We start from the raw sequence: 20,085 nt of genomic DNA, 5'->3' as shown, positions 1-20,085 counted from the left end.
TTCCTGCCAATCTATGCATTTCTTTTAATATGATAATCAATTTGTAGGAATGGAATACCAAATAACGTCATCTGATGGCGTGCTGACAATGTCTTGTCATCTACCGCAGAAATTTGAAAATGCTCCTGTAGGGGTAGCCTCATCACATTTTTTCCTATCGCCAAATAAATTCCTGCATCTCCATCATGACGACTTGTTAGGTGTAGCTGACCATTTTCTTCATAGGCATACAAAATGCCAACCATTGTTGAGAACGGGAGTGGTAAGGCGATATTCATATAGGTCGTTTCGTCACTTGTGTGCTTCGAATAAATCGCGACAAAAACGGTTTGCAAATGAATTGTCCGAATCCATGCACGTGGAGACGGACGGCTATCTCGTGCAGAATCGACCTGAACAATGCTACCCGTCATCTCAACTTGCTTACTGGAAAAGGGTAAATTGAGCTGTTGGAGCAAACGGCTCATTCCTTGATACAGAAAGGCAAAAGGTCGAAACCAAGCCTTCCATTGCACCGTCGAAAGCAGCCGATAGGTCGTCGTATACTCATAAAAATGTGGAATGACAGGCGGTAGCTTTGCTGTATCGACAAAATCCTGTAAGGCATCGGCCAAGCCAGGGTGTGGTATATTCTCATGATGTAGCTTCCCACGAATTTGGCTTACAGGGAACTCAAACGGACGCTGTGTTGTTGGGGGGACAGCCATTAGCCAGGCGATGACCCCTATCCCCCCAAAGAAAACACCATTGATCACACCATGGAATTGAAGCATTTCTGGAATGCCGATGGAAACGTTTCCGCTGACACGACTGTAAACATACAGACAAGACCCAAGAATCGTCAGACAGAGCGCTCCATAGGAAGTCCTCAGCAATAGCCCCTGTCCAAACGGAAGCTTTGTTTTGAGCGCTACGAAAAATAAGCCGTAAATGGCGAAAATATAAAGAGTGACTGCGATGATTTCGATGAGAATGGAAAAGGCAATACCTACCGCAACAAGGATTGGTCCTGCCAGCAACATCAGCACCATCACACGGTAGCCGCTACTATCATGTAATCGACCTAAAAGCCCGACTGAAATGGGTAATAAACAAGCCGAATAATGAAAGTGAATGGCCGTTAACCACGTTATTAATGGTGAAAAACCAGTATCCATGTTGGTGACATAGGCGAAAAACCACAGTCCACCGAGGGCTAGGTAGAAAAGCCCCATGTCGATAGCAAACTCCGCAATATTCGTAAAACCTCGTTGTAAAAATCTTTTCACGCCTTGTATGGCGATATAGAAGGTATACAGTAAATACATACCTGCCAAGATATTAGCCAAAACGCCATCCGTCGACCAATGCAGCAGTGTAACGGCTAGCATCATCCCCATAATAATGGCTGTGCCGACTTTCTGAACATCCACAACCATTGATACCATGGTGGGAACGAAAACTAGTTGAGCAACAGTTAGTAGCCATAAGTAATTGGGTTGCCCACTAAGCACAAAGCAAATCACCGTGAACAAAATCCCTAGTAAAAAAATGAAATTACTTCGATTGTTGTGTAAATTCACCAGCATACATCATGAGCCTCCCTATGAATGGATTATGGATGGAGACATGAATGGTAAAGACATTTTTAGATTCATCAAAGCCTTCCTCTACAATGACTCGACCCTCTAACAGTCTAGGCATCGGGCATTCAAAACGCGAGAGGACAAAGCGCTGCTTACCTGAACGAATGACCAATGTCCCCGCTCGTGTCACCTTAAAGTGCAAATCGGAATAAAAAAGAGCGGGTGTGCCTAAATAATCTTTCACAATTTTTTGGAATGGATCAATGGTCATCCTTGCATCAAAATGCCTTGTTTTCTGCGGGAAATAAAAGGTGCGCTCCCATAGTACCTCTAGTTCCCCACTTGGCAGGGCTCTGCATGTATTCGAAATAGTAAAGGGGATATCCTCCCCTGACTCTGGGAACAGAAATCGCGTTTTCGCAGCCAGTGTATAGAAGGGACACATCCATTTAGCACCAGATTTTATTTGATGCATCACGCCCTTAGCAAAAAATGGTTCATCAATTGGTAACGTATAACGCTGTTGTAGCATCGGATGAAGTCTTGCAAAATCATCCCCTAATAATGTTTGATAGATCGTCATCCTTGTTATCCTCGCTTTCTTTTACAACTTTTAGCACTCGGTACATCCTTACTTAAGCTAAATCCGACAATCGACAACACCCATAAAGCACTATTAAAGGTAAGTGGATTAAAGGGTGCTTGTACACTTGTCGGGTCCGCAGCAATAGCAGCTATCGTCAAGAGCGGAAAAACGATGATTTGCATGCCAAAGAGCCAGCGTTTTCCTCGCGGGTAAAGCCAACAAAAAGCAAAGAGAATTTCCGCAACCCCTATCCACATAACTAGCTGATCTGCATGGTTTAGTAATGAAGCGGTCATCTTTAATTCCTGCGGATGCATATGGATGATCTTCGGTACAAGACCATGATAGAACCAGACAAAGCAAAAGAATAGACACAGAAGCATCGTTAAAAAGAATCGTCTATACTGTGCGGTAGGATTTTCTCCTTTTTCTAGCCATCTTTTTAAAACGTCAAAGCTGAGTGCCGTCGCCCACCCCATTAATGGACGAAAAAATAAATCAAAGAATACGCCAAGCTTGCCATAGCGTGTATCATAATCATATTGGGTCAGAAATGTCAGCCCCTGTTGATGCGGGATATATTGCCAATAGCCTTTTCCCTCCGCTATGGGTGAGCGCTTTTGAGGCGTACCAAAATGCAGTGAGGATGTTCGCGTGCCATTTTCTTTATGATGCTCCCCCTTGCTTTCTCCCCAGCCGCTTACCTGTAAGCCTGGCATTACCTTCGTTTCATAGGTAAAACGCTGTGGCTCCTCGGGTGCTTTTTTCGGAATATATGTAATCGATGTAAAACGTAAATCCCATTGCTCATGCAGATGAGGATTTTGTGTATAATCCCACGCTTTCTCTATAGGAGCCTGAATGTCTATCTCGACATAAATAGGCTTTCTGCTCATAAACTCACTCCTTTTTTTGATGAAGCCACTATCATTATAGCAGTAAATTGATAACCTTCTATTAAATGGGTATGCTTATGACGTTTCTCAATAAAAATAAAAAACTTGAATCGAAATGATGACTTGCTGAGTCTAATGGTCGAAAAGGAGGCGATTTTCATTAAGAGCACCCAACAAACTCTTGTAGCCTTAGCCCAACAAGGTGATGAGCAGGCGTTTTATCAGCTCATTGAGCAGGAGCAGCATAAGCTTTACCGAATGGCCTATGTCTACGTACAAAATGAAAACGACGCCGTAGAAGTTTTTCAGCAAACCATTATTCGAGCCTATGAGGGGCTACCGCAATTAAAGGAGCCTCACTATTTTGCCACTTGGCTTACCCGCATTATGATAAATTGCTGTAAAACCTATATTGCGAAGAAAAAAACAGTTATGCCTGTTGAACCACAAACTTTCGAGGATTTAACAAGCGCATCTCCTACATACATCGAAGAAGAGCTGGATTTATGGCAGGCTCTTTGCCAGCTCGAGGAAAAGTACAAAACGGTGCTATTGCTACGATTTTATCAAGACTACTCTGTCAAGGATATTGCGGCGATTTTGCAATGCCCTGAGGGTACCGTGAAAACACATATTCGCCGTGGCTTGCATGCATTACGACAACAATTAAAGGGGGCATATCTCGATGAGTGGGTTCAATCCGCTGAAAGAAGTCATTAATGCAATACCCATCCCTGAAGGACGTTTAACAGAGGTGCTACGTGTTGAAGGGATGTCCAAAATTTATCAGCAAAAGCATCATACTGTGAATGCCTTGAAAAATATCCATTGCACCATTTATCAAGGAGAAATGGTGGCGATTATGGGGACAAGCGGCTCTGGTAAAAGTACTCTTCTGAATATGATCAGTGCAATCGATGAGCCAACAGATGGAGCATTATTTTTATTTGGCAGGGAAGCGCAGGCTATTTATCAAGAGCCAAAAGCATCGCAATTTCGAAAAGAAAATATCGGCTTTATCTTCCAATCCTTTCATCTGCTAAAGGATTTAACCGTCGAGGATAATATTGCACTTCCCCTTATTTTAAATGATATTCCTAGCAAGGAGATTAAGGTGCGTGTGCAGCACATGATGGAAACCTTAAACATCGCTGCTTGGGCAAAGCATCGACCACATGAGCTTTCTGGTGGACAGAAGCAACGTGTCGCCATTGCGCGAGCGATTATTGCCAATCCTCCTATTTTACTGGCAGATGAGCCAACGGGGGCTTTGGATGTTCATACAACAGATGAAATTTTAGAACTGCTTGTTGCTCTGCAAAAAAAGAACCAGCAAACGATATTACTTGTCACACATGACCCCTATGTGGCTACCTATGCCAATCGGGTATTGTTCTTCCATGATGGGGCGATTGTGGATTTCTATCAAAACCGGCAAAATGAAGAGGATTTAGATTGTATTCTAATGAAATTCAAGGAAATAACGAGGGAGGATCGCTAATGTTTACGATGCGCAATATTGCCCTCAAGCTTTTTCGTGCCGCTTGGGCAAATGTCCTAACGAGTATTAGTATTATTACGATCTCGATTTGCCTGGTGATGACGATGACCGTCTACATTTGGAATGCGAATAGCCAGATGAAGGCAGACATCCAAGCGTTGTATGGGGAAATGGATTTAATGGTTGGTTATAATCCCGATCAGCAAAAATTGTTGACGACAAATCAAATAGAGGAGCTTTCTACTCTAGCCGGTGTCACACAAGTGTCCCGCTTATCGATAGCTCATACAATCGTTGAACATGAAAAGTACACCGCATTTTATACCGTTGGCGTCGAAAATGATGACCTTGTGAAAAGTCGCTACCATTTTGCGGTCAATCTTGGACCGAACGATGCCATTCTTTCGGAAAATGTTGCCCGTCTTTTCAACAAACGAGTTGGGGACTCCATTCATATTCAATCAAAGGATTTTATCGTGCAAGAAATTTTACCGACGATGAAAGGCACTGACAGCCCTAATATCATCCTCTTAGCGAATGACGTAGTTAAGGCATGGATGAACAACAGTCAGCCACAAACGGCAGGCATATTTGCGCTCATTAAAACTGATGAGGGGCGTGCCAAGGCTGTAGGCGCAGAAATCAAACAACTGGATGCAACATTACGTGTTGATGTCATGAGTGATTACGATGTCATTAAAAGAAATTTACAGAGCTTAATGGTTTTTATGATTGTACTATCTGTTTTTATTTTACTCATTTCGAGTGTCCTATTGCTGTCCACATTCCAGCTATTATTTTATAAAATTAAAGAGCAGCTCATGATCTTACGGGCTCTCGGGGCATCCGTGAAACAGGTTGGACGTATAGTCAAGCTCCAACTATCACTGATTATTAGCTTTGGCGTTATGCTTGGAACAACGCTGAGCCTTGTGATAATAAAAAGCTGGCTACCACAATTAATTAGCTTTTTGCATTTACCCGAAGCTAAAACAGAGCTTCCTATTGTGTTTATTCTTTTAATTGCCCTTTCTAGCTTCATCATTCTTCAAGTGATGACAAAATGGCAAGTAGCGAAAAGCTCTCGACTACTGCCATTACAAATCGCGACAGATAATGAAAATTTAGAGCTGCGTTGGACAAAATGGAAAACAATTATTGTCAGTATTGTAGGTGTGTCAGCTACCTTCTTCTTTTTACAAGCCTATTTAGCTGGGACAGGAAGCGATCAAGGTGCCTTATTTATTTTACTCGGAACACTATTTGTATGTGGAATTTTACTGTTACTAATCCCCTATCTATTTACAGCCATCCTTCATCTGGCTTTAAAGCCGATTCGAAGGGTACTTGGCAAGGAAGCCTATTTAGCATGCCAGCAGCTCATGCCACAAGTACGCAAAAATATGCCCGTGGTGCTCAGCATGATAGGATTAATGGTTATTTTAACCTTTGGAAGTTCATTAATGAAAACCTTACAACACAATGACCTTGCCTACACAGAATCACAATACGAAACAGCCATAAAAATCAATAATGAATTAAATGATCCAACTATCACGCCTGCAATTATAGAGGAAATAGAAGCATTGCCAAGCGTACAGTACGCGTATACACAAAGTAATAATGCGTATATTGCTCTACAACTCGGTGATGAATGGCTACCAGAGAACTATACAACCATTGATATTAAGAAATTTATGCAATTAAAGAAGTTGCCTCAAATTGAGGAAGGAAATTTGCAAAATGGCCTTGTCGTGACAAAGGGCTTTGCCGAGCGTTATCATTTGGCAGTGGGTGATCGTGTAACGATGGGTACCTATGATTTTACTGCCCAGCAGGATATGCCTACTGGTGAGTTACAAATTATAGGAATTACTGATACACCTATTCACCGTGCTGATTTAATCGTTGATTGGTCATCATTCCTCACGGCACAGGATCACCCAATTATCGAAGACATTATGGTCGAAACATCCCACCCAGAGCATGCATTGGCGGAGCTGTCATTCTTGGAACAGCGCTGGCCAGCCCTGAAGTTGACAGATAAAGCGACCATATTAGCACAATCCAATGAAATGTTCTTCCAACGGTGGAGCTTATTTGTTGGCGTCTTTGTTATTTTAATAGCTGCTACGGGGCTTGGTGTCCTCCAAACATTACTGCATACCATTTATACAAAACGCAGTGACTATGCCATCCAACGATTAATTGGTCTGTCACCAAATGGGCTGATGAAGCTCATACTGACACAAGTCCTATCGTTTGTCCTTTATGGTCTCACAGTCGGGACATTTCTTGGGTTCGTCTTAACGAGGATGCTAGGCTTCATTGATGATGGCTCGCCGATGTCCTATGACTTTCTAACATTGGGCCTCACAAGTCTCGCGTTCCTAGGGTCAACCCTCATTGTCTTTACCCTCCAAGGCTACTGGATGAGCAGACAAAAATTAGCGAATGAGATCGTGGAAATATAAGTAAAACAGCCCCTCTATGGTTAGAGGTGGCTGTTTTTTTAGAAGCGGGGCTCTCTCTTGAGCGAGCGCTTTTACCCCTCTTTGGAGCGGAGCACCCTCACTCCTTTTATAAATGAAATTCTCCCTAAATTTGAAGAAATTCTATCATTTCCTTTATGATAGCCTCTTGATCTCGTCCTAATGTCATGAGATGCTTAGAATTTCCAAAGCCTTTCTTCTGCTTTCTAGATGAATGAACGTGCTGATAGATGGTTTCAGCACTTTGCGTGTATAAGGCATCGTCTTTTTCACCATAGTAGATAGCGATAGGAATGATAATTCTATCAAGCTGCTCCATCGTTGCTTGGATAAATGTTTGGAATGCATTCATCGCATGTAATGGCATGTTCTCAAATGGCTCCATTTCCTGAGCGATTTGAAGTGGTGGCTTGCCCTCTATTGTTTTGTAATTATGGGCATAGTCAATAATCCTTTGTTTTAATTGCTCTGGCTCCTTATCAAACGGCACAGATAAGACAATGATTTGCTCGAGCCTTTCTAATTGAGCAAGCCTCAACGCGAAAATTCCCCCGATGGATAGACCGATGACCGAAATCTTTTGATAGCCTTCATCCAATAAAAATTGATGAGCATTCACTACATCCTGCCACCAGTCGTCTACCTGATAGTGTAATAACTGTTCTGGATGAGTGCCATGTCCACGATACAGCGGCGCATAGCAAGTATAGCCTTGGTTATGTAATGCAGTGGCTACTGTCTTCATATCTCTTGTATGACTTGTAAAGGAATGTAAAAGCAATAGGGCATGCTCATTTCCCTGTAAATAAATCTCTTTTGCTGGTAATATGTTTAGCATTTCATCAAGCCCTTTCTTCCATCTACCTTTATTTAAGCCCCAACAAACAGCACTGCCTGTCCGATGGCAATAAAAAAGGCTTCCTGCTGAATGGGACTGCTGTCTTCAATTTGTAGTGTAATGTTAAAATGCGTCTCGCAGAAAGTCGCTTGCCAGCGTGCGATGGGCTGCTCATTCACAGTAAAAACAGACCAGTCCTCCATTTCTTTGTTGAGCTTGATCTGCTGTTCGCCATCGGTAATAACTAAATCAGGAATCATAATTTGCCAGCCATCATAGGCAATCATATAGTCTTTACCTGTTACCAAATCCTTACCACGAAAATGCACGCGCCCGCGACGGGATACTTTTTTACACGTAAAAAGTGGCTGACCATTGCGATCGTGGACATCAAAACGAACGAAATAACGATAGTCCATCGTTTTATCGAATGCTTTTTTTAGTGCATTGGAATACACACGTTGAACGGTGGACGATACCTCCCCCGCTTCATTTAAAATTTTAACGGCCTCTGTTGACTCGATGGCCGCTGGTTGCTTGTATGTATAGGTCTTCAATCTATTCGCTCCTTTGAAACATTGCTTTCTTAAAACTACCATAAAATAAGCGTCAAATACAAAGGATGTATTTGACGCTCCTATTATGGTTATTGTATTTATTTCAATCAAGTAGCCTACTCCATTTTCTATCGATCTAACTTAAAGGTAATTTCCCCGATGCCCAATTCCGAATTGACCTCTAGTACGACATCCGCCTTGTCGTAAGCTTCGTTGACATAGACACCATTCCCTTTTGATATAAGGCCCTCCACATTAGACGAGCCAATGCCTTTTTCTGTCGTTAATTTCACGCCAACCTTTGAAGGTAAAATAACTGTTGTTTGACCGACACCTGTTTCAATAGTCGTTGTAAAGCTCTTTTTCCAGTCGCCACCTAGATTAACCGTTAGATCACCGACACCCGCTTCAATATCGAGCTTTTCCAGCTGAAGACCCTGTAAATCAAGGTTGGCAAGAGAAGCACCCGTTTCCACATTCAGATCTATGGGGATGCTGTCGTTCAGTTGAATCGCCCATGTGTTTTTAATATTGGAGAGCCCCAGCCTTGTTGAGCCCTTATGCTTGATTTCCACTTCTCCTGTATCGCCATGTAGATCATAGTCTACCTGAGGGGCTAGCTTTTTTACATTATATTCTGCGTTGCCCTCAACCCATTCCTTTGCACCACTCGATACATTCATTTCGCCAACACCTAAATCAATGTCTACCTCTAATGCTTTCGCTTTATCCTTTTCCACCAAAATGGCTTCCTCTCGCATTTTATTTGGAATAAAGGAAAAGCACCCTGATAATACCAATGCTGACGTGCCTATCACGACACCTAAACCCACTAATTTTTTCACTATTATTTCCTCCCACCGTATAATCTACCAATAATTTCATTATATAGAAGGGAGGAAATTAAAATACGACCCTCCGCTCGAAATTCATCTAAGACCTAAGACGTAGAGAGGCTTACTGATAAGGAATGTCATGCCCCTCCAGCAATGCCTTTAAATTCGCAAGAGAGGCATCATAGCCTGACGAATTAAAGCTCACCGTAGTGCCATTACCCTGTTGGGCTAACGTAATAGCAATCAATGTTTCAGGAACTTCTAGATAGAAGGAAAATTCCTCATTTTTCTTCACTTGCTGAATCGTTAGCTCCATCGGCAGTTTTTCAGAAAGCTGGTTATGCGCATTTGGCATTAAGGTAAATGTCATCTTTTCCCCAGCTGTTAGTATAGGGATGTCCCATATGGAGCCTGGTGCGTACCATCGGGAGAGGGATTGCTCCTCTGTAATCGCCTGCCATACTTTATCTATCTTTGCCTCAATCCAAATCGAACTGGTCATTCGTCGCAACCTCCATTTCCTCTTTTCCATTATTTTACCGAACTTTCAGAAGTTAAACTACCTTGGGATGTTCTGTATAAGTGAAATGCCCCCAGTATAACCATCACAGCGATAACATCCAAAGCGAGCTGATAGTTGGAAAAAACAGTAACCAATAAACCATAAACCGTTGGTGCCAAGACAATAAAGAACTGATTAATTGTTAACGCTGCACTAACAGTTAGTCCTACTGCTTGCGAATCGGATTGCTCCGTGACACAAGTGATATATATGGAATACCAGCCAAGCGCTAAAAACCCAAATAAACTGCAAAATAAAATCATGAGGCCCTTGCTATGTATGACAAAGGGCAAAAAGCCAAGCATCAGGAATGTAGCGAGCATGACGAGCACTAATAATGGCTCTCGTTTTTGAGCGAAATAATGATCACTCATCCAAGCAAGTACAATTCTCCCAAGCATCCCACCAAATAAAATCAGACTTAAATAGCGCCCTGCCTCGGTTAATGTATACCCACCTTCATGATGTAAATAGCTCATAAAATGAGCAATGATAATCATTTGGAGGGACATCATGACCATGCCCACAAAAAATAAAGGATAGAGCGCCCGATTGTGCCGAATAGCACGCATCTTCTCTTTAAAAGGAATGAGAGGTGCCGTAGCGGTGTCATGCTGTTTTGGTTCTTTGTACAGCAATAAAAATAATAGTCCCCCACCAATCGCCATCAAGCCCTGTGCTAAATGGACAGAGGATAGATGATGATGTTGATGTTGATACAAATAGGTCAGCAAAGTGGAAGCCAATGCACCTCCAATCGGAATACCTGTTTGGCGTATCCCAATAGCAAGTCCTCGATGCTTGTTAGGAAACCATTTCACAATAGCAGTACTGCCACCTGTTTGCGCACTGCCATACCATATCCCCACAACTATTAATACGAGAAGCAATGTCGTATAATGATTCACGGGTATTAGCAATAAGGCTGACAGGCCCAGTAGTATCGAGCCCCATCCAATAATCTGCTTTTCTCCCTTTTTATCCATGAGATAACCAAATAGCAGCATGGAGAAAATTGGCCCTATATTGACGGCTGAAACAATTAGCCCTGTTTGGAAGGACGTTAAGTGCCATTCCATTTGATAAAAAGAGGCAACTGGCCCCATTCCGTAGGTCACAAAGGTTGCGGCTGTTTGCGAAAGTGTAGCCACAAGCAAGATGACCCATCGATAATATGTATGCATAAAAACCCTCCATCAGGTTACTGCTTTTGCAGTCTACCTTTTCATTATCTAGAGTGTACGTGGACAGCTCGCGTACGTAAAATGGAGGAAAATGATAGCGGCTATTAAAAAATTCTATAGGTATGTGAGGAACAACATGAACATTGAAGAAATTGCCTTAAAAATGGAGCTTTTAGAGAGGCAAAACTTGAGTAAATCGGCTGAAATCACCAATTATACACAATCTGCCTTAACAGCAAAGGTGAAAAAAATGGAGCGTGAAATTGGGCAGGACATCTTTAAACGAACACCCCAAGGCTTAAAGCTGACAGAGGTAGGTCAACATTATTTACAGTTTTTAAAGAAAGTTGCCGAGCAGTATGAAGACTTTTTACATACCATCGGCCCTACACAAACGAGCATTTTGGTTGGTACATCTCATACAACCATTAAAATATATGGACCATCCATTATGAACGCACTGCAAACTAGTCGAAGTCCGATAGATGTTGATTTCACTGTGGAATCAAGTACAGCCTTAAATCACAAAGTCCATCTGGCGGAAATAGATTGTGCATTGACAAGTAATCCAATCAAGCATTATAGCGATCTACACTATGATGTACTAGCCACAGAGACGTTTGAAGTTATCTCAAGCTCCGCTCATATCATTGACTTTGATCAACGAACACCTGTCACATTGCTTGTGTTAAGTAAGGGCTGCATGTATACCCATGCATTAGCACAATGGCTCACTGACAAGCAGGTACCTTTTACGATGAAGGAAATTAAATCAGTTAGTAGTATTTTAGATTTTCTTGAAATCGAGCATACATTGGCTGTATTAAATACCAAATTACTAGCACTTTATCCTTGTCCCGACCTGCATTTTTATGATTTAGATGGGCTTCACAGTGTGATCGAAACAGTTTATATCTATAAAAAAGATGACAGTAAGCAGCCCTTCATCCTGCAATTAAAACAGGTCATTGAATCCTTGCTTGAGCAGAATTAGCTCCATAAACTTATTTTGTGCTAATATTCTAAAAACCCTATATTATTCATGCGGACTACACTATAATAGGTTTGTCATTATTAATCTTGTAAATGCTTAGGAGTACATCATGTTTTATTACATCTCGTTATTTTTTGCAGTATTTGCATTATCTACCTCAGCAATCTTTGTTAAGCTAGCTGATGCACCACCAGCGATTACAGCCTTTTATCGACTATTTTTTGCGATGCTAGTACTTCTTCCATTTTTATTGGCACAGAAGAGCTTGCGGCAGGAGCTTACAAGTCTCTCAAAAAAACAATGGGGACTCGGCATTTTATCAGGCTTATTTTTGTCCTGTCATTATGTGTTATGGTTTGAATCATTAAACTACACATCTGTGGCTAGTTCAACCGTCATTGTGACACTACAGCCACTATTCTCTTTAGTAGGCAGCTATTTTTTATTTAAAGAGCGATTTTCAAAAGGAGCGATTGTTGGCTGCTTCGTAGCGATCATCGGCTGCTTCATTATTGGCTGGCAAGATTTCCAGATTAGTGGACAAGCCCTTTATGGCGATATTCTTGCCTTTATTGCGGCAGGTATTATTACAGCCTACTTTTTTATTGGGCAATCAGTGCGCAAGGATTTATCGCTCATTCCCTATTCTATTATCGGCTATGGCAGTAGCTCGATCTTTTTAGCCGTTTATGCCCTCTTTATGAAAGAATCGTTTTTCGATTATTCAGCCTCCACCTGGTGGTCCCTTGTAGGGCTGGCTGTCATTGCAACGATTTTCGGGCAAACCATTTTTAATTGGCTATTGAAATGGTTAAGTACAACGGTGATTTCCATGAGTATTTTAGGCGAAACAATCGGCACATGTATATTAGCTTATTTTATTTTAGATGAGATGATTTCCGTTCAACAGGGGATCGGTATTGTGGTCATTTTACTAGGACTTGCCCTGTTCTTACTACAGCAACGAAAATCAGTGTAAAATAAAAAACAACGGCAAAGGCTGCCGTTGTTTTTTATTGGTGTGTAAAGTAGAAGGTCGTGCCATTTTTGTTTGATTGTAAGGAAGCTTCGATATTCAATGTTTTAGCAATATCCTGAATGATTTTAAGCCCAAGTCCGCCATGCTCATCTTCAGTCGTAAAGCCAATACCATCATCACACATGACAACTTGCCCGTCCTTAATCGTCACCTCTAGCTTGGATGCTTGGGCATGCTTTAATGTATTTTGAAAGACATTATCGAATAAACGCTGTAGCCACAATTCATTGCTAAGCCAAGCTGCTTGTAAATCATCGTGCTGAAAATGCAGCGTAATATTCTGCATGCGATATAGATACTGCCACTTCTTTATCATCATTTGTAACAATGGGACAAGTTGAACCTCCTCCTGCATGACATAGGACTGTTCACTCGTATCAAAGGACTGTAACTGAAATGCATTAGTTAAATTCGTGATATATTGAATTTGTGCATGTAAGGATTCCACCAATTTGGGCTGCCCCTGTAGCTGATCCTCTAGATAAAACAGCTGCAAACGGATAGCCGTTAACGGCGTATGAATGTCATGTCGCAACTTTTGTAGCAGCTCTTTTTGAAGCTCCTGCTGCTGGGCAAGCTCTAATTCTCGGTATGTTGTACGCTCAATTAAAAGATTGACAGATTGGCTAAGCTGTCCAATTTCATCCTCACTTTTTATCGTTAACGTGTCAGGTATTCGCTCATTACTTGCTAGTTCTCGTATTGTTTTATTAAGTAGTGTAATTTTGGATAGTAACGAATGAATCGATGTGGAAAATAGCCATGCGAGCATTCCTAACGCTAGCACAAACGCAATCAGCATCACAGGATAGGCATAGGACTCATGAAACGGAATGCCGTCATTTTTCATTTTAAAGGCCTTGTCATACAAAATTGACATGGCCACACTAATGCCTAATAGTACAACAGGCACACTCCCAATGGCTACAAATAACAAAGTACGGTATTTTGTTTTTAAGGTCATTTTTTATTATAGGTATTTAAACGATACCCTTCTCCATAAATATTTTGCACAATAATGCCTGCTGGGTCTTGTAGCTTTGTTCGAATTTTTTTAATATGGACATTCAAAATATTATGATTGCGTTCATCAAGTGGCCAGAGATAATCAAAAAAATGTTCCTTTGTTAATACTCTGTCACGATTGTCAAATAAATAAAAGAAAATTTTTCGCTCAATCGCTGTTAGGGCGATTTCATCATGGATACTATGATGAAATACTTGACGGCGTTCCCCATCGATCAATAAATGCTGAATTTGCGTAAGTGTACCATACTGTTGTGCTAGCATTTTTTGCATTCTTAGCAACAGCTCTCGCGGATCAAATGGCTTTGTCAGGTAATCCTCGCCGACCATCAACCCCTCTAGCTTACTTTCAATATCATTACGTGCCGATAGAAAAATGATTGGAATATTTAAGCCTAAACGTTTAATATTTTTGCTTAATTGATAGCCATCCTCTCCTGGCAGCATAATATCCATTATGACTAAATCCACCTGCTGAATCAGCGCCATCATATCCTTGCCATCTGTTTTCCAGATTGCCTCATAGCCCTCACGCTGCACTATTTTTTGCAGTAGATCACCAATCATGTGATCGTCTTCTATAATTAAGATTCTAAATCCTTTCATACTTATCGACCTTTCTCATCACCCGTTGTTTTCATAAATTCCATTGCCAGTTGATAGATTTCATCTGGCTGATAGAGATAAATACTATGTGTCCCACTGACCTCTTTCACCTGTGCATTAGTGAATTGCTTTGCAAAGTCAGCATAATCCTGCCGATTTTGCTTCGTATATTTCGAATGTTTGTTTTCTTCCACAATCGCATCAATCAGTAAGATAGGCGTGTCTTGCGGCTTTTTGAGCTGTTCTGATTGTAAACTATTTTCGTAGACCTGCAACAGCTCATTTTGCATATCTTCATTAAAAAATTGCTTAAAGGACAACGCCTGATAGATTTCCTTTTCCTGTGCTGTTAAAAACGACAGTTGAAGTACTTGCGGATTATAGACCTGTGTTGGCAAAAGTCGATGTAAGCCGAGTTTAGTAGCGAGGTGCATGCCTCTCACCATCCAACGATCGACCGTCCCCATTTTATGCTTTACATATTGACTAGGTAGGCCAATGTCTAGCGCGATGATGCCCTTTACTTCCTCTGGGTATTTTTGCGCCCAGTAAATGGCCTCTAGCCCTGAAATGGAATGTGGCACAAGGACATAGGGCGGTTCAAGCCCACTTTGCAGAAGTGCCTGTCGTGTTTGCGCTAAAATCGTATCGATTCCTCTATCATCATGGGCTACGTCGCTATAGCCATAGCCAGCTCGATCCACTACTGCAATTTGATGATGCTGTGAAAACTTACGATACAGCCCTTTTAGCTCATATACGGGTGCTGCGATACCTGAGCCAGCCATAAAAATATATGTATCCTCGCCAGCCCCCTCCTGATAAACATGGAGATTGTGACCATCTACATTGTTTAATGTGCCGTTAGGTTGTAAAATAGCTGACTCCTTCTGTATTAAGCTATAGTGATAAATACAAATTATCACCATTCCAAGCACAATCAATGCCCCCATATAGACAATCATTTTCTTTGCTTTCTTTTTCATACGTATCTCCTCTTTTCGTTGATACTTGCAAGGATACACGGTAAAAATAAATATCTACTAAACTTTTGGAGAAAATAGATAAATTTCATACAAAAAAGCTACCTAACTAATAGGCAGCTCTCTTGATTAAGCATCTGGATAGGTTTTTCGTAAAAAATCGATCGTTTGTTGTATAAGGGCTTTTAAGATGTCTTCATGCACATCAGCTAGCTTATTAATATAAACGCAGGCTTTTCCTGTTGTGTGTTTACCAAATTGTTGTAATAGTTGCTCTCGTTCATCCCCTGGAGCAAAATATAAGCTAATTTTCGCTTTGCGAGGGGAATAGGCAGCTAGTGGGGCATCCCCTTCATGACCTGTTTGATATTTGTAATGATATTTACCAAAGCCTATAATACTCGGTCCCCACATTTTGGCTTCATAGCCTGTGACCTCTGTGAAAATGTCCAATAATCGATAGGCGTCTTCTCGCTTTTTTGGATGGTCTACACTTTCAATAAATTCAATGACACTTACATCGGTTTCTTTGGTCTTTAATTCATACATGTCAATCCCTCGCCTTCTGGAAGATGTACCTTCATTATTCCCTATTCTACCTGCTCTAACAATAGTTTTTGTTGAAGATGACGATAGATTCCCTGCTGCTGCATCAGCTCTTGGTGATTGCCCTGCTCGACAATTTCTCCCTGCTGAATCACGAGGATTTGATCGGCATTTTCGATTGTTTTCAGACGATGGGCAATGACAAAGCTTGTGCGTCCCTGCATTAAATGCTGTAAGCCTTTTTGAATATCGACCTCTGTTTGGGTATCCACGCTGGATGTCGCTTCATCCAAAATTAAAATATCGGCATTCTCTAAAATTGCACGGGCGATCGCAATAAGCTGACGCTGCCCCTGACTTAAATTGGCTCCTCCTGCCTGCACGGGTGTTTCGTATTGGGCAGGTAAATATTTTATAAAATGATGGGCATTCGCGATTTTTGCCGCTTCCACAACCTCTTCATCTGTCGCATCTAGCTTACCAAAGCGAATATTTTCACGAATCGTTCCCGAGAACAAATAGGTGTCCTGTAAAACCACACCAACTCTTTGGCGAATCGTCGCCATCTGATAGTGTTCAATATTATGCCCATCAATTAAAATCTCACCTTGATCGACGTCATAAAAACGTGTTAATAAATTGATAATCGTTGTTTTGCCTGAGCCTGTTGGCCCAACAAGAGCAAATGTCTCTCCTGCCTTGGCATGGAAGTCAATGTTTTTTAACACAGGCTTATTTGGCTCATAGCTAAATGATACTTGTTTGAAAACAACATCCCCCTTGAGCGATGCCGTCTTGATAGCATTAGGCTTGTCGGCTACCTCTGAGGGTTCATCTAGTATCTCAAAAACACGCTCTGCCCCAGCAATAGCAGACTGGAAGGTGTTTAATAGATTAGATAGCTGATTAAGCGGACGGAAAAATTGCCGTGTATAGGTCACAAAGGCGGCAATAATCCCCACTGTAACAATACTCTTTACTGCTAAAAAGGCACCTGTTCCGATGACGATGGCAAGGCCTAAATTATTCATAAAGTTATTAATCGGACCTAGTAAGCCAGAGGTAATTTCTGCTCGTTGGGCAGAGTTTCGTAGATTTTCGTTTTGCTGATGGAACGTATCAATCGTTTGCTGCTCCCTACCAAAAAGCGTAAGTACCTCCGAACCTGTAATCATTTCCTCAATATAGCCGTTCAGCTTCCCAAGATCCCGTTGTCGTGCTGCATAATTTTTACTGCTGCGTTTAATGATTTGCTTGGTTGTGAAAACGATTAGCGGAATAATAATCAATGTCACGATTGCTAATTGCCAGCTTAATGTAAACATGGCGATACTGACACCGATTACAGTTAAAATGGACGACACGATTTGCGTAACACTTTGCACAAGTGCGGTATTTAAATTATCAATATCGTTGGTCACACGGCTCATTAAATCCCCAAGTGCACGCTGATCAAAGAAACGTAATGTCAGTGTTTGAAGCTTTTGAAATAGTTCCAGACGCAATGTCCGAATGGTTTTCATCGCCACCTGAATCATGACATAGGTTTGCAGCCATGTCAGAATAGAGGCTACTGAAAAAATAACGGCCAACAGGATGCCTAAACGAATCGTTCCGTCGATATCCTTTTTCATAATGTAATCATCAATAATATGCCCAATCATATAGGGCCCCGCAAGGCTTAAAAAGGTCGAAGCAATGACAAAAAAGATAGAGAAAAACAGCCCTATTTTTTGTTGCTTGACATAATGCCATACACGTGACAATGTCTCCCTTTGATTTTTCGCCTTCTCAGCTGGTCCCCCCATACGCGGTCCACGTCCAAAATTCATTTGCTTTGGTTGACCTTGACTCATCCTTGTTCACCAGCCTTTTGCTGTGACGCATAAATTGCTTGATAATGCGCATTTGATTGTAGAAGCTGCTGATGGGTTCCTTGCCCAACAATGTCGCCATCCTCTAGTACCAAAATAACATCTGCCTGCTGAATGGAGGCAATTTTCGACGCTACGATGAAGGTCGTTGTGTCTTGATAATAGGTGGCAATAGCTCGCTGCACTTGTTGTTCTGATGCACTATCTAACGCTGACGTTGTATCATCCAACACCAAAATAGCAGGCTTTCGAATAAACGCACGACTTAATGCAAGCCGCTGCTTCTGCCCACCCGAAAGATTCGTAGCACCCTGTGATAATTCATGTGCTAAGCCCTTATCAAGTCGCTCTACAAATTCACTGGCGCAGGACGCCTCTAATGCCTGCTGTAGGTCCTCAGCTGTAGCATCATCCTTACCGAGACGAATATTTTTTTCAATCGGTCCAGAGAACAATAATGCTTTCTGTGAGGTAAATCCGATATGCTCACGTAGGGTTGCGAGTGAGTAGGATTTTAGCGGTTTTCCGTCTATGCGGATTTCGCCACCAGAGGGATCAAATAAGCGAGGTAATAGCTTCACCAGCGTCGATTTACCACTACCTGTTTTTCCAATAATGCCGACCGTTTGCCCTGGTTTCACCGAAAATGAAATCTTTTTGAGGACATCCTCAGCTGTTTCATAGTAACGATAACTCACCTGATCAAAGTCAATGGCCCCTTTTATTGGATCGGTCAGCGCATGTTCCGCTTCCTTAACAGCAATCTCTTTGTTTAACACGTCCACAATGCGTTCTCCTGAAGGCAAGGCTCGCGCTATTTGCATCAGCACCATACTAGAGGACATCAGTCCATTTAAAATAATCGTTAAATAATTGATGAATGCAAGAATAACGCCAACTTGCAGTGTACCCGCGTCTACCTTAATGGCTCCAAGCCAAAGCGCGGCTACAATCCCTAGATTGACAACAAACATCGTAAAGGGTACAAGTACCCCGACAATTTGCTCAGCTGTAATAAAACGTTTCGTCAACGCCTCATTTAATTCTCCAAACTGTGCTACCTGCTGTGTTTCACGGCGAAAGGCTTTAACTACACGAATACCCGCCAAATTTTCCTGTAGCTTCGTATTGACGGCATCAATGGCCTCCTGAACACGACGATACAATACACCCGAATATTTCGTAAAAAAATACATCGCTATAACCAACAATGGTACGATAATGAGCAATATGGAAAAAAGCTCACGTGCTGTGACAAACACAATAATCACTGCGCCGATAAAGAGCAAGGGCCCACGCACAAAAATACGCAGCGTCATCATAAAGGCACGCTGAATACTTTCCACATCACTCGTTAAAATCGTAATCAGCTTCCCCGTTGTAAAAGCATCTCGCTCCTTGGCTGAGTAAGTCATCATCTTCTCATAAAGAGCCTGTCGAATATCCGAGGCAAAATGAATCGCCGCCTTCGAGCTATAATACGAGCAACCAACCCCACCAATAAGTCCGAGCACTGCACTGCCAAGCATCCACACAAACATATTCAATACGTAACGATTATCCCCATTGGCAATCCCCGTATCAATCATATGTTGCATGATGGTCGGCTGAATTAAATCCATCGTCACCTCTAGCACCATCAATAACGGTGCAATCAGCGTGAAAAATTTATAAGGCCCCAAATACTGCCCTAATTGTTTAACTGCCTGCATACATTCGACTCCGTTCTATTTAAATCCCATTCGTTCCTTATTATAACTGAAAATCATTCCCATTTGATAAATAATTTTTCGGGTCTCGTAATATTATTGGAGTGGTTTGATTGTGGTGTAGTGTCTTCATAAGGAGAAAAAATCTAATTTCTAAGCAGATTTTGGAGGGTGGTGACTTTTTAGAGCGAAGTTCCACTTCTTAGGAGCGGCTTTCATTTACTTTGGAGCGGGTTTGCCCTGCTTAAGAGCGACTTCCTCACACTACAGAGCGGGCCTATTCCTTTACAA

At 41.7% G+C, this 20,085-nt stretch carries 19 protein-coding genes; 5 read left to right on the top strand and 14 right to left on the bottom strand.

Translation table 11 applies throughout. The annotated features are described in order from the left end of the window. Positions 1-11: 11 nt before the first annotated feature. The 3 genes from NYE73_RS10885 to NYE73_RS10875 are packed head-to-tail and all read right to left on the bottom strand — an operon-like array spanning position 12 to position 3,047. Positions 12-1,568, bottom strand: coding sequence for a YndJ family protein (locus tag NYE73_RS10885; protein ID WP_259949050.1), 1,557 nt, complete (start codon positions 1,566-1,568; stop codon positions 12-14). Continuing rightward, positions 1,537-2,148, bottom strand: a complete 612-nt coding sequence (locus tag NYE73_RS10880; protein WP_066038502.1) for a DUF4166 domain-containing protein — start codon at positions 2,146-2,148, stop codon at positions 1,537-1,539. Before NYE73_RS10880 ends, NYE73_RS10885 begins: the two co-directional genes overlap by 32 nt. A gap of 5 nt (positions 2,149-2,153) precedes the next feature. Then, positions 2,154-3,047: a DoxX-like family protein gene (locus NYE73_RS10875; protein WP_066038503.1), complete on the bottom strand. Its 894-nt coding sequence runs from the start codon at positions 3,045-3,047 to the stop codon at positions 2,154-2,156. 105 nt (positions 3,048-3,152) lie between these two features. Between NYE73_RS10875 and NYE73_RS10870 the strand changes: the two genes are divergently transcribed. The 3 genes from NYE73_RS10870 to NYE73_RS10860 are packed head-to-tail and all read left to right on the top strand — an operon-like array spanning position 3,153 to position 7,022. Beyond that, on the top strand, positions 3,153-3,767 hold the full coding sequence (locus NYE73_RS10870) for a sigma-70 family RNA polymerase sigma factor (RefSeq protein WP_311198636.1): 615 nt from the start codon (positions 3,153-3,155) through the stop codon (positions 3,765-3,767). Between the two features lie 52 nt (positions 3,768-3,819). Next, positions 3,820-4,548, top strand: coding sequence for an ABC transporter ATP-binding protein (locus tag NYE73_RS10865; protein ID WP_066038524.1), 729 nt, complete (start codon positions 3,820-3,822; stop codon positions 4,546-4,548). Further along, positions 4,548-7,022: an ABC transporter permease gene (locus NYE73_RS10860; protein WP_066038505.1), complete on the top strand. Its 2,475-nt coding sequence runs from the start codon at positions 4,548-4,550 to the stop codon at positions 7,020-7,022. The genes NYE73_RS10865 and NYE73_RS10860 overlap by 1 nt, the downstream gene beginning before the upstream one ends. A gap of 124 nt (positions 7,023-7,146) precedes the next feature. Here the strand turns inward: NYE73_RS10860 and NYE73_RS10855 are convergent, their stop codons facing one another. From NYE73_RS10855 to NYE73_RS10835, 5 genes are all read right to left on the bottom strand, one after another. Continuing rightward, on the bottom strand, positions 7,147-7,878 hold the full coding sequence (locus NYE73_RS10855) for an alpha/beta hydrolase (RefSeq protein ID WP_066038506.1): 732 nt from the start codon (positions 7,876-7,878) through the stop codon (positions 7,147-7,149). Positions 7,879-7,910: 32 nt separating this feature from the next. Further along, the gene (locus NYE73_RS10850; protein ID WP_340815505.1) at positions 7,911-8,477 is read right to left on the bottom strand and encodes a tubby C-terminal domain-like protein; all 567 of its coding nucleotides are present in this window, start codon (positions 8,475-8,477) and stop codon (positions 7,911-7,913) included. An 86-nt stretch (positions 8,478-8,563) separates the two neighbouring features. Continuing rightward, positions 8,564-9,280 (bottom strand): toast rack family protein, encoded by a 717-nt coding sequence (locus tag NYE73_RS10845; RefSeq protein ID WP_259949048.1) that lies wholly within the window; start codon positions 9,278-9,280, stop codon positions 8,564-8,566. 112 nt (positions 9,281-9,392) lie between these two features. Beyond that, positions 9,393-9,773, bottom strand: a complete 381-nt coding sequence (locus NYE73_RS10840) for an SRPBCC domain-containing protein (RefSeq protein ID WP_048390658.1) — start codon at positions 9,771-9,773, stop codon at positions 9,393-9,395. Between the two features lie 29 nt (positions 9,774-9,802). Further along, a complete protein-coding gene (locus NYE73_RS10835; protein WP_259949046.1) occupies positions 9,803-11,017 on the bottom strand; it encodes an MFS transporter in 1,215 nt (404 codons plus the stop codon). Positions 11,018-11,153: 136 nt separating this feature from the next. On the opposite strand from NYE73_RS10835, the gene NYE73_RS10830 reads away from it, so the two are divergent. Then, complete coding sequence (locus NYE73_RS10830; RefSeq protein WP_066038508.1) at positions 11,154-12,011, top strand: LysR family transcriptional regulator; 858 nt, start codon at positions 11,154-11,156, stop codon at positions 12,009-12,011. A 109-nt stretch (positions 12,012-12,120) separates the two neighbouring features. Continuing rightward, positions 12,121-12,990, top strand: a complete 870-nt coding sequence (locus tag NYE73_RS10825; protein ID WP_131519934.1) for a DMT family transporter — start codon at positions 12,121-12,123, stop codon at positions 12,988-12,990. 34 nt (positions 12,991-13,024) lie between these two features. On the opposite strand, the gene NYE73_RS10820 is transcribed toward NYE73_RS10825, so the two are convergent. The 6 genes from NYE73_RS10820 to NYE73_RS10795 form a co-directional block, all read right to left on the bottom strand. Beyond that, positions 13,025-14,014 carry a sensor histidine kinase gene (locus NYE73_RS10820; protein ID WP_054548761.1) on the bottom strand — a complete coding sequence of 330 codons (990 nt, stop codon included), beginning with the start codon at positions 14,012-14,014 and terminating at the stop codon, positions 13,025-13,027. Then, positions 14,011-14,682: a response regulator transcription factor gene (locus NYE73_RS10815; RefSeq protein ID WP_115673717.1), complete on the bottom strand. Its 672-nt coding sequence runs from the start codon at positions 14,680-14,682 to the stop codon at positions 14,011-14,013. The genes NYE73_RS10820 and NYE73_RS10815 overlap by 4 nt, the downstream gene beginning before the upstream one ends. Before the next feature lie 2 nt (positions 14,683-14,684). Next, complete coding sequence (locus tag NYE73_RS10810) at positions 14,685-15,668, bottom strand: alpha/beta fold hydrolase (protein WP_259949040.1); 984 nt, start codon at positions 15,666-15,668, stop codon at positions 14,685-14,687. A gap of 126 nt (positions 15,669-15,794) precedes the next feature. After that, positions 15,795-16,214 (bottom strand): DUF1801 domain-containing protein, encoded by a 420-nt coding sequence (locus NYE73_RS10805; RefSeq protein WP_066038512.1) that lies wholly within the window; start codon positions 16,212-16,214, stop codon positions 15,795-15,797. A 41-nt stretch (positions 16,215-16,255) separates the two neighbouring features. After that, positions 16,256-18,067, bottom strand: a complete 1,812-nt coding sequence (locus NYE73_RS10800) for an ABC transporter ATP-binding protein (RefSeq protein ID WP_257961195.1) — start codon at positions 18,065-18,067, stop codon at positions 16,256-16,258. Beyond that, entirely contained in the window at positions 18,064-19,797 is a 1,734-nt protein-coding gene (locus tag NYE73_RS10795) for an ABC transporter ATP-binding protein (protein ID WP_066038514.1), read from the bottom strand. Before NYE73_RS10795 ends, NYE73_RS10800 begins: the two co-directional genes overlap by 4 nt. Between the last annotated feature and the right edge of the window lie 288 nt (positions 19,798-20,085).

The sequence above is a fragment of the Lysinibacillus sp. FSL K6-0102 genome, assembly GCF_038003545.1.
In the GTDB taxonomy this organism is placed as follows: Bacteria; Bacillota; Bacilli; order Bacillales_A; family Planococcaceae; genus Lysinibacillus; species Lysinibacillus capsici.
This window is presented reverse-complemented; position numbering and strand designations above follow the sequence as displayed.